Source organism: Paenibacillus sp. AR247 (genome assembly GCF_002968895.1).
Taxonomy (GTDB): domain Bacteria; phylum Bacillota; class Bacilli; order Paenibacillales; family Paenibacillaceae; genus Paenibacillus_AQ; species Paenibacillus_AQ favisporus.
Map to the genome: position 1 here is coordinate 34,874 of NZ_PCZT01000005.1, position 9,883 is coordinate 44,756.

Below are 9,883 nucleotides of genomic sequence, written 5' to 3' on the forward strand. Positions count from 1 at the left end.
AAACCGGAAATCAGCAATTTGATGAGTATTTACTCGCAATGCTCCGGCATGTCGCTGCAGGAAATTCAAGATAAATACGAAGGTCAAATGTATGGCGGATTTAAAAAGGACCTGGGAGAAGTCATCGTAGCGACGCTCGAGCCGCTGCAGCAAAAATATGACGAAATCCGCAAGTCCGGTCAAATTCATGATATTTTGGCGCAGGGCGCAGGCAAAGCCATGGAGAAGGCATCCCGCACCGTGGCCGAAGTCAAAGAAAGAATGGGATTTCTCCCGGCCAAAAAATAACTTCCCCGCGTCAGCAATGCCTAGCGCATTACTGGTTGCCGGGCTGCTGAAGCCGGTTCTTGCGGGCTTTGACCACAAAGCCCCACCCGATATTAAGAATTGCGAGAATGCCGAGCAGCACGGCTACCCAGCCGTTATAGCTGATGGAGATAGCGCATGCCATCAGAAGCAGGATGGACGAGGCAGCAAACCATAAAGACAAGCCTTTACTCATTGGCAAAAACCTCCATTTCATATATAGAAACTTTCTTGTATAACTGTGTCGCTGCGAGCCATACTAAGCTTGCAAGCTTGCATTTCAATAAGACGCAGAATTGAAGGGAGACTCTTATTATGGCTAGATCTCGTTCCAACAATCTGGTGGTACCTCAAGCAAACGCTGCACTGCAGCAATTGAAAATGGAAGCGGCTCAGGAGCTTGGCGTTCAAATGCCGCAAGACGGATACATGGGCAACTACACTTCCCGTGAAACCGGTTCTCTCGGGGGATACATTACGAAACGTCTGGTTCAATTGGCTGAGCAGCAACTTTCCGGCCAAGGAAAATAGTTCCATACAGGAAAGTATTTTAGGTCCGGAGCGCCGCAGGTGCTTCGGATTTTGTCTTGCAACTACCGTGATTCTCTCTTATCCCGCAGCATCCGTCAGCAGTTGTACTCTGGTATGCCTTTATTCTAGGTGTGCTGGGACTCGCTGACCTTTTTATTTTTTCAGGGGTTATGGCCGGCATCTTCGGGGTTATCGGTATGTTCGTCTATGGAGTCGTTTATACGATGTGGCTGAAACGGACGTCCACCTGGAGTACTTCCGTCGGCGCGATTTCGGGGGCTATGCCGCCGGTAATCGGTTATGTTGCCGTAACGGGTACGGTAGATATGGGCGCTGTTCTGCTGTTTGCGATGCTGTTCTTGTGGCAGCCGCCTCACTTCTGGGCTCTCGCCATCCGGCGTGTCGAAGAATACAGAGTGGCGGGATTCCCGCTGCTGCCGGTCGTCAAAGGCGTTAAGCGTACCAAGATTCAATGTATTCCTTACCTGGTATTGTTGGTTCCGGTACCGGTATTAATGTATGCATACGGCTATGTGGGCATTTACTTCATGATCATTTCGCTCTTGCTGTCTCTGATCTGGCTGTATTATGGCATGAAGGGATTTACCGCCAAAGACGATGAAGCATGGGCTAAGAAAACGTTCTTCTTCTCGATAAACTACTTGACCTTGAGCTTGATCGCAATGATTTTGAACACAACTCACTAAGTTCTTACCCAGAATCCCATGGAATCATGGGATTCTTTTAAAAGGAAGATATGAAAGCCTGTTCACCCGGGCATAAGCGGGTCACCCGGCCTCCAGGACGGATGGTCCCGCGTCGGTGTTACATAACAAACTACTGCCTGTAGTCCTGGGGAGGCAGGGCGGCATCTGAGATGTCCGCCGGCATAAGGGACAGCAGGAAGCGTGATTAGGGAGAGGGGAACGAATTCGATGTTGAAGCGCTACAAATGGACATGGATTTTGCTGGTGGTGATCGTGATTGGAGCAGGGTACCTGGTATATAACGCCATGGGATTCGGCAAAGAGAAGCTGCCGGTCATCAGCCAAGTCGGAGATTTTTCGTTTGAAAATGTGGATGGCAAAACGGTAAGCCTGGACGATACCAAAGGCAAGGTCAGATTGTTTTACTTCTTCTACACCAGCTGCCCGGACGTATGCCCGGTAACGACCTTCATGCTGTCGCAGACGCAGAAGCAGCTCGTCAAGGACGGAACCTTCGGCAAAGACGCCGAGTTCGTCTCGATCTCCTTCGATCCGAAGGTAGATACCCGGGAAAAGATCAAAGAGTTCGGGGACAAGTTTAATGTCGATTACAACGGCTGGTACTTCCTGAGAGGCGAAGATCAGCAGATCCGCGATCTGGCCGAAAAGTCGTTCAAAATCGCCATTATGGGAGACAACAAGGACAACTTCTCCCATGCCAACATTATCGCCCTTGTCGACCGGGACAATCAGGTCCGCAAGCTGTATAACGCCAACAATACGGATGAAGTTACGGCAGAATCCCTTGCCAAGGACGTTGAGGCGTTGGCCAAGGAATAATCAAACAGGAAGGCGCCACGATCCCCGGCATGCTCCGGATGGGTAGGCGCCTTTTTTTAATCTTTGGACCATACGGTGTAGGAATCGGGATAAACGATAAATTCCTCAAGCCCCGCTTTTTCCAGCTGGGAAATGATATATTCATCCGGTGTGCCCTCAACGCCCCGGTATCCCCGTCTTGTGTAGATGTGGCCTGCATCCGGGAAGGCATCCCGGAGAACGCCGCGAATCCTTTTGCCGGAGCTGTCGTTGTCCATAAACAGATAAACCTCGCTGTCCTTAATTTCTTTGCGCAAAGACTCGAGCCTTGTCGTGTTTAACGTTCCGTACGTGCACACAATTTGAATTTCGGGATCCAGCAGGCGGCGGACCTTACTGCGGTCGTTTTTTCCCTCGACAATAATATAAATCGGCATGGTGGCTCACCTCGGACTAAGAGAAGGATGTTTGTCTCGAAATTCCCCGGGAAATGTTGAAGCTTAGGTCCGGGTAATTCTAGTGTAGCTTGTTTTCGGCAAGCCATGCAAAAAAAAGTAAAACGATCTGTCCAGCAGGGTAGACAGACCGTTTAATATGGGAAGATCGCCGTTCTAGCACCAGAATGCACGCAAAATGATGACAAGCAGGATAAACAGTACCAGTACGACGCCTACGTTACTGTAAGGCACACACGGAGCTGCCGCCACGGGAGCTACCTTGGTTGCAGGTGCGGCCACCGGTGCTACTACAGGACCACAGCCGCAGTGAGAATACAGACCCATCGAGATCACCCCTCTTTCTTGCCTGGTCGGTTAACACAATCCATCTTATGTGGGTGAGTGCAGGAATTATTGTGCAGAGGCCTATCTCTCGATTTTTAGGCTTATGACTACACTGGATTCTCGTTCATATGGGGGTGAAGCGCAGATCCCTTGCGGTTGATGGGTATCATCATAAGTCCCGCCATGAGGAGGACAAAAGCAATGTAGTACGGTGACACGGATCCTCTCAGCTGGCCGGCGGTGATCGGACCGATGAAGGAGCCGATGGACATGGCAATGGACTGGAGCGAAAAGATCCTCCCCAGCTTGCTGCCGCCGCTGAGCTGAATAAACATGGAGGCAAGTCCAGGGAAGATGATGCCTTTTGCCGAACCGAGAATAAACAGGATGACGACCAGCGGCACATGAGGAAACGCGGCCATGCCAAAGAAGCAAAGAGCCATCAATAGAACGCCTGCGATGACCCTTTTGTAGGGTGAATAGCGGTTGATAAACAGCATACTCAGCGTAAGCAGGGCGCCGATGCTCAGGACGGAAAACAGGATGCCGGTCGATTTAATGCCTTCCACCCCGGTATCGCGCAGCGGCAGCTCGAAGAACAGGATCCCTTGGGAACAGGAAACGACAAAGGGGAGGATAAAATAGCGCCAGGATACGCTGGGGGCAGGAGACGACATTGCAGCTTCTTCATTACCGCCACGGGCATCCGTCATCGCCTTGACCGGTTTCGGGACGCTGAAGACCGCCATGACGCCGGTTGCAATCAGCAGCCACCCGAGACTCTGGAACGTTGTCGAATAACCGGTATTGGCCACGATAAAGGCTCCCGCAGCCGGCGACACGACCGAGGCCAGGGTATGCACTACGCCATGACCCGACATATATTTGCCCTGGGTCACCTCGTTTTTGGACAGGGAAGCGAGCAGGGCAAGGCAGGCCGGCGACAAGAAGGCCAGCACAAAGCCGCTGATTGACCGCAGGACCAGCAGCTGCCAAGGGTACTGCACATGCGCCTGCAGCAGGAGGACGATGCCGGCCGATACGAGGCTGAAAATGATATAGCGCCGGCTGCCGTGCTTGTCGATGACCGTACCTGCAATCAAATTGCCGGGCAAATGGGTGAGTGCGTAAATGCCCATCATCCACCCGATAAAGACCGGCGCTGCTCCCAAGGAGACCGCGAATGGCGTAAGTATGGGGTACTGGGCGTGAAGGTCGAAGAAGGCGAGAAACAAAAACATGTACAGCCAAATAGCAGTTTTCACGTGAGCAGCTCCTTTTTCGCAGATTTATCATCTGTACGTTCGGTATGGAACGGGGGGTTGGCCAACGGATAAGACAACCATTCGTTCATCAATCTACGTGTACGTTTCTACTTGGCGGCTTAGACCCTCTTTTTTTGGGACGGGCAAATCGATAGCTTTGCAGGTGACGTAAGACTGGACTGCTGTATGCCGGGCAGGTTGTGGATTTCTTGATATTGGAGGCAGCTACGCCCCGGGAACGACGGAAAGCCCCGTCTAAGGGCTGGCTGACAGCCGATGTCCGGATCATGTATAATCGAATGGAAGTTTCTAAATCACTTGATAGGGTGGCTTAAGCCCTTCAGGTCGATGGGAGTGTGTTTTTGAAATGGATATGCAGGTATGGTCCGATTTTCTGCAGCAAAACTGGCTGGTGATCGTGATTGCCCTTGTCGTGCTGTTTATCGTCCTGAATCTGGTCAAGACGATGGTCAAATGGGCGCTCGTCATCATCATCGTGCTGGCGCTTGTCGTATACAGCGGCATTTCCCTGGAGCAGATCAATCAGGTCGTAACGACGGTGAAGGACGAGACCGTAGATACGCTGAAGAACGAGGCTATGGATGTCATGATGAAGGAAGCCAAGGATGCCAAGTATGCAGACAACGGGGACGGAACGTTTACGATCACGACGCCGAACCTGGAAATGAAGGGAACCAAGGGAAGCGACAAAGTGGATGTCACGTTCCGCGGCGTACCCCTCGGGCAGTGGAAGATCAACGACACGGTCAAATCGTTTATCTCCGAATCCCAGAGCCAGGCGGGCGGTTCAAATGGAAAATAAAGGACTTAATCCATGCACCAACGTGGAGGGGGTCATCTTATGCTGCAATCATGGATAGAAAGTCTTAAGGAATTTAACATCATCAGCATCCTGCTGCTGCTGATCCTGCTGGTGTCCCTGCTTCAGGGCTGGGGCCGGGGCGCATCCCGCTCTGCGGGAAGGCTGCTGTCCCTGCTGAGGGAAAGCGTCTTTATTTTGCTGGGGCTGGTGCTTGCGGTTCCTTTTACCTTGTGGGTATCACCCAGAGTTCAGGAATGGCTCGCCGATTATGCCAGCCAGCTCCCGAACCGGGATTTGAAAATGTGGGAGCAGATTTACTATACGTTCATTACGGCGATGGCCGATTTTCCGCTGATGCGGTTCGCCGTCATCTTTATCGTGAGCTATAGCATCATCCGTTTCCTGATCCGTTGGTTGACGGTGCTGATCTTCGGCGGGAGCAGCGCGCTCTTTAACCCGGGCGGGAAGTCCTCCGCTTCGCTGCTGAGCCGATTGGCCGGTGCGTGCATCGGCCTCTTGATCGGGGCAGGACGGTGTATCGTCGTCGTTGCGCTGCTGTTCGTGTACGTATCGCTGTATCCGCACACCTCGTTTACCCAATACGTGGAGGCGTCGCCGATCTATAAAGAAGGGGCGCAGCGGGTCATCGAGCCGTTGTCGGGTCACTTGGTAAAAGACAAGCTTCCGGTATTCACGAAAGCTGTCGAAAAAGAGCTGAACAGCATCATGCAGCGCAAATACGAGGTGATCGACCATGCGATTCCTTCGGATATCGAGGCGGCCGCCGCCGAGATCGTCAAAGGCGCGGATACCGACGAGGAAAAGGCGCGTAAATTGTATGATTGGGTAGGCACCCGGGTGCAGTACGATTACGGCAAGGTAGATGATTACGAGCAGCGAGGGATCTGGCATGAACAGACGCCGCAGGATACGTTCAACACGAAGAAGGGTGTCTGCATCGATTATGCCAGACTGTATGCAGTGATGGCCCGGTCCCAGGGCTTGCAGGTTAAGGTGGTCACCGGCCAAGGCTATGACGGCCAGGGCGGATATGGACCGCATGCCTGGAATGAAGTATATTTGCCTGAAAAGAACAAGTGGGTGCCGCTGGATCCAACATGGGCACAGAGCGGCGACTGGTTCAATCCTCCGAAATTTGCGGAGACGCATATTAAGGAGCAGATGCTGTAATTCAAGCTGGTATATCTAATGGTACAGGATCATTGAAAAAATCCCCTTGCCCGTTCTGGGCAAGGGGATTTTGTGTTCTGATAGATGGTGCTTTGAAGCCGGATGCTGGGCTTCATTCCCGAGTTTCGCAGCTTCCTTAAGGCTGCCGTCAAGGTTTACGCAGGCAGCTTGATTTGCTGACCGGGATAAATCCGGTTGGCGTTCTTGATGTGATTCAGGTCGCGCAGCGTCTGCCAGGTCGTGTCGTATTTCAGCGAGATGCTGTACAGCGTGTCGCCTTTCTTGACGATATAGACCTTCGCGGCTGGAGCAGGGGCCGGTTTGACTTCAGGCTGCGGCTTGGCTGGCGCTGCCGGCTTCGCAGGCGCCGACGTTTCCGGTTTGGCCGGCGTTGGCGCTGGTTCGGACGGTGCCGGCGCTGTCGTTGCCGCAGGGGCAGGTCCTTCGGTAACACGACCGGCCGGTCCTTCCGGAATCGGCTTGCCCTGCTGGATATAGTTGATCAGGGCTTCGTCCAGGGCGCCGTACATGCCGGCTTGCGGATACTTGGTGAACATCGTGTATTCGTCGCCGCCGACAGCCATAAAGTCATTGGTCGCGAGCGAATACGTGGCGTCCGGATCGAGCGCTTTATCGCCGATCTTCACGGAGTGAACGCGGCTTCCTTTCGGCTTGGACGTATCAATCTTAAACGTCACCCCCGAAACCTGGGAGAAGCCTCCCTTGGACTGCGGGTAGTCGGATACGCCGTTCTCGAGGGCTGCCTTAATATCAGAGCCTTTAACCTTCAGCTGCACGATTTGGTTGCCGAATGGCAAAACCGTAACGATGTCGCCTTTGGTAATTGTGCCGGCTTCGATCGACGCGCGGATGCCTCCGCCGTTCGTGATCGCCACATCCGATTGGCTCACATCGCGCATCGCATCGGCCAGCAGGTCACCGAGGTTAGTTTCGCCGGTGCGCGCTTTCTCGCGGGAACCCTCCAGCTTCACAGGCGTCTCGCCGACTTTTTCCTTCAGAATCGGCTCCTGCTCCTTCTGGATGGAAGCGACCAGATCGGCGACCTTCGGGTCGGCCTTGATATCGGCTGCTTCCTTCTCATCGATCAGCGTGGCTTCTTTCTTCACGACTTTGTGGTTGTCGACCCACAGATCGACGACGCCAACGTATTTCGTGTATTCACCGGCGCTGGCGATCAGCGTGTTGTTGTCGGCCATCAGGCCGTTTTCCAGAACCGTATGGCTGTGTCCGTCGATGAAAATGTCGATGCCGGGCACTTCCTTAATGACCTTAAGGCTGGTGTCGACACTCGATTTGTCCTGACCGAGGTGGCCAACTACGACAACGACGTCGACCTGCCCGCGGATTTCGTTCACCCATTTCTTGGCTTCAGCTGATGGATCGGCGAACTTCAGCCCGGTGACGTTAGTCGGGTTCGTCTTATATGCGGTCTCCGGCGTGCTGAGGCCGATAATGCCGAACTTGACGCCGTCGACTTCCTTGATTATGTAAGGCTTGAAGAGGGTAGTGCCGTCAGACTGGATGACGTTCGCGCTCAGCATCGGGAACTTCAACTCCTTGGAGAGTTCCACGAGATGCTTCCAGCCGTAGTTGAATTCGTGATTGCCCGGAACCATGGCGTCATAACCCATTTCGTTCATGACCTTCACGATGCTCTCGCCTTGAACGAGGGTGGCAAAAGGCGTACCATGTACGGCATCACCTGCATCAAGAACGAGCGTATCCGGATTTTTGCTGCGGTATTGGTTAAAGATTCCTGTGACCTTGGCAAATCCCATTTCAGGGGATGCTTCTACCGCACGGCCGTGCATATCATTTGTGTGCAGAATCGTAATATGCTTGCCGGACGGGGCAGCTCAGCCAGCCAACGTAAGTATTGATCGGCTGANAATTTTTATCCATGACGAGCACAGCGACGAACGGATACTGTCTCCGGTGCCGGTAGCGCACATCTGCCCAACGGACCACATAGCCCCAGGGCAGTGGCTCGACTTCGGCCACCGCGAAGGAGGAGAAGTACAGGAAGGCTTCCACATCGGGATGCTTCCGCGAATGCTCGACCGCCGGATGGGACTCGGTGACGGCATGCTTTCTCCATTCGAGGGTATGCCCGTTCAGTACGCCGATCTGATAGCTGCCGTCTGGATGGGACTTGACGACATGCCACTTATTATAGGAAATGGTCGGAATGACGAAGTAACGTTCTCCCGGCTTACGGCTCTCATCCAGCCGGATCACTTCCCGGGTGCGCATCGAATGGGCGCCGGTCCGCCAAATATAATAAAACACCGTCAGGATATATACGACAGTGAACAGCGGTGCAGGATGTACCGCTCCCGTACTCCAGAGCAGAACGGCCAGGGCGTGCAGCGTAAAAATAAACGGGTCAAAAATATGAATGATGTTCCACGAAATCCACTTTTCCGTTACGGGCCTGAAGGCCTGGGTTCCGTACGTGTTGAACAGATCGCTGAACACGTGCAGACAGACGGCGATGCCGGTCCAGAGCACGATATGCCCGGATGGGACACCGCTGAACAGAAGGGACAGGATTCCGCTGATCAGAGCGGTCCAGATGACGAGAAACGGCAGGGAATGAGTAATTCCCCGGTGATTTTTAACATAGAGGGCGTTGCTCTTGAACCGCAGCAGGCCGTCGAAATCCGGAGCCTGCGAACCGATGACAGTGCCCAGCAGCACCGCGGCGGCAAGCGTAGGACTCGCGGCAACCGCCGGATCGACGTAGGCGAGACCGGCCAGGCTGAGTCCAATCACAAAATGTGTGGCAGTATCCATTTACCATGTCTCCTTCTTGTTGTTCTTTATTCTATTGTAACAAACCCGGAAGCTGATTTCCTTTCCGGCAGAATGCCTCAATATAGTTACTACCCAATATTGGATGAATTTATTAGTGTTTGACCATACTATTACGTGTCGCTAATACGTGTCACTAAATTGTCAAAATGGTGAATGATTTTGGAGAGGATTGTCAAACACTTTTACCTTTTGATATGATAAACTTTATAGCGGAGGGCAAGTTCCTCCATAATGACAGAACTAAGGAGGATCTTAAGGCGTGGATAATCACTTGACTTACCAAGCTCCTTCGGATTCCGCAGCGCTTTCCATCAATCAAACGCCACCCAATCCATCGGCAACTTGGAAAGATTTTATCACATTAACTAAACCCGGTATTCTCCGGTCTAACTTAATTGCTGCATTTGCAGGTTTCTGGGTCGCATCCCAATGGGATATTCATATAGGCAAGATGATTCTGACTCTACTGGGAACCATGCTGGTTATGGCTTCCGCCTGTGTCTATAACAATTATTATGATCGTGAACTGGATATGAAGATGGAACGGACGCGTAAACGTACGCTTCCGGCCGGCCGCATAAAGCCAGCAGTTGTACTCTGGTATGCCTTTATCTAGGTGTG

Annotated in this window: 9 protein-coding genes and 4 pseudogenes; 7 read left to right on the forward strand and 6 right to left on the reverse strand. The window is 52.7% G+C overall.

The genetic code is table 11. The features are described from left to right. Window positions 1-288 (forward strand): annotated as a pseudogene (locus tag CPT76_RS38905) (tryptophan--tRNA ligase); the annotation flags it as partial. 28 nt (window positions 289-316) lie between these two features. Here CPT76_RS38905 and CPT76_RS04165 read toward each other — a convergent pair. Next, window positions 317-502 (reverse strand): hypothetical protein, encoded by a 186-nt coding sequence (locus CPT76_RS04165; protein WP_105442027.1) that lies wholly within the window; start codon window positions 500-502, stop codon window positions 317-319. 119 nt (window positions 503-621) lie between these two features. Between CPT76_RS04165 and CPT76_RS04170 the strand changes: the two genes are divergently transcribed. The 3 genes and pseudogenes from CPT76_RS04170 (at window position 622) to CPT76_RS04180 (ending at window position 2,384) form a co-directional block, all read left to right on the forward strand. After that, window positions 622-837: an alpha/beta-type small acid-soluble spore protein gene (locus tag CPT76_RS04170; RefSeq protein WP_094595154.1), complete on the forward strand. Its 216-nt coding sequence runs from the start codon at window positions 622-624 to the stop codon at window positions 835-837. Between the two features lie 104 nt (window positions 838-941). Then, window positions 942-1,544, forward strand: a pseudogene (gene cyoE, locus CPT76_RS04175) (heme o synthase); the annotation flags it as partial. Between the two features lie 228 nt (window positions 1,545-1,772). Further along, window positions 1,773-2,384, forward strand: coding sequence for an SCO family protein (locus CPT76_RS04180; protein WP_076175116.1), 612 nt, complete (start codon window positions 1,773-1,775; stop codon window positions 2,382-2,384). 56 nt (window positions 2,385-2,440) lie between these two features. Here the strand turns inward: CPT76_RS04180 and CPT76_RS04185 are convergent, their stop codons facing one another. The 3 genes from CPT76_RS04185 to CPT76_RS04190 form a co-directional block, all read right to left on the reverse strand. After that, the gene (locus CPT76_RS04185; RefSeq protein WP_076175114.1) at window positions 2,441-2,800 is read right to left on the reverse strand and encodes a toprim domain-containing protein; all 360 of its coding nucleotides are present in this window, start codon (window positions 2,798-2,800) and stop codon (window positions 2,441-2,443) included. A gap of 174 nt (window positions 2,801-2,974) precedes the next feature. Continuing rightward, window positions 2,975-3,145: a hypothetical protein gene (locus CPT76_RS38910; protein WP_163882325.1), complete on the reverse strand. Its 171-nt coding sequence runs from the start codon at window positions 3,143-3,145 to the stop codon at window positions 2,975-2,977. A gap of 107 nt (window positions 3,146-3,252) precedes the next feature. After that, the gene (locus CPT76_RS04190) at window positions 3,253-4,410 is read right to left on the reverse strand and encodes an MFS transporter (RefSeq protein ID WP_105442028.1); all 1,158 of its coding nucleotides are present in this window, start codon (window positions 4,408-4,410) and stop codon (window positions 3,253-3,255) included. A gap of 367 nt (window positions 4,411-4,777) precedes the next feature. Between CPT76_RS04190 and CPT76_RS04195 the strand changes: the two genes are divergently transcribed. Both CPT76_RS04195 and CPT76_RS04200 read left to right on the forward strand, forming a co-directional pair. Beyond that, the gene (locus tag CPT76_RS04195) at window positions 4,778-5,233 is read left to right on the forward strand and encodes a hypothetical protein (RefSeq protein WP_076175110.1); all 456 of its coding nucleotides are present in this window, start codon (window positions 4,778-4,780) and stop codon (window positions 5,231-5,233) included. Between the two features lie 39 nt (window positions 5,234-5,272). Beyond that, a complete protein-coding gene (locus tag CPT76_RS04200) occupies window positions 5,273-6,424 on the forward strand; it encodes a transglutaminase domain-containing protein (protein ID WP_105442029.1) in 1,152 nt (383 codons plus the stop codon). A gap of 155 nt (window positions 6,425-6,579) precedes the next feature. Here CPT76_RS04200 and CPT76_RS04205 read toward each other — a convergent pair. Together CPT76_RS04205 and CPT76_RS37005 are read right to left on the reverse strand one after the other, a co-directional pair. Then, a pseudogene (locus CPT76_RS04205) lies at window positions 6,580-8,292 on the reverse strand (5'-nucleotidase C-terminal domain-containing protein); the annotation flags it as partial. Further along, on the reverse strand, window positions 8,258-9,241 hold the full coding sequence (locus CPT76_RS37005; protein WP_105442030.1) for a metal-dependent hydrolase: 984 nt from the start codon (window positions 9,239-9,241) through the stop codon (window positions 8,258-8,260). The gene CPT76_RS37005 and the pseudogene CPT76_RS04205, both read right to left, overlap by 35 nt. Before the next feature lie 280 nt (window positions 9,242-9,521). On the opposite strand from CPT76_RS37005, the pseudogene CPT76_RS04215 reads away from it, so the two are divergent. Further along, window positions 9,522-9,875, forward strand: a pseudogene (locus tag CPT76_RS04215) (UbiA family prenyltransferase); the annotation flags it as partial. Between the last annotated feature and the right edge of the window lie 8 nt (window positions 9,876-9,883).

Excerpts from the sequence above, each read along its gene's own strand:
- CPT76_RS04195 (WP_076175110.1), top strand. The coding sequence starts at position 4,778 with ATGGATATGCAGGTATGGTCCGATTTTCTGCAGCAAAACTGGCTGGTG.
- CPT76_RS04165 (WP_105442027.1), bottom strand. The coding sequence starts at position 502 with ATGAGTAAAGGCTTGTCTTTATGGTTTGCTGCCTCGTCCATCCTGCTT.
- CPT76_RS04180 (WP_076175116.1), top strand. The coding sequence starts at position 1,773 with ATGTTGAAGCGCTACAAATGGACATGGATTTTGCTGGTGGTGATCGTG.
- CPT76_RS04185 (WP_076175114.1), bottom strand. The coding sequence starts at position 2,800 with ATGCCGATTTATATTATTGTCGAGGGAAAAAACGACCGCAGTAAGGTC.
- CPT76_RS04170 (WP_094595154.1), top strand. The coding sequence starts at position 622 with ATGGCTAGATCTCGTTCCAACAATCTGGTGGTACCTCAAGCAAACGCT.
- CPT76_RS38910 (WP_163882325.1), bottom strand. The coding sequence starts at position 3,145 with ATGGGTCTGTATTCTCACTGCGGCTGTGGTCCTGTAGTAGCACCGGTG.
- CPT76_RS04200 (WP_105442029.1), top strand. The coding sequence starts at position 5,273 with ATGCTGCAATCATGGATAGAAAGTCTTAAGGAATTTAACATCATCAGC.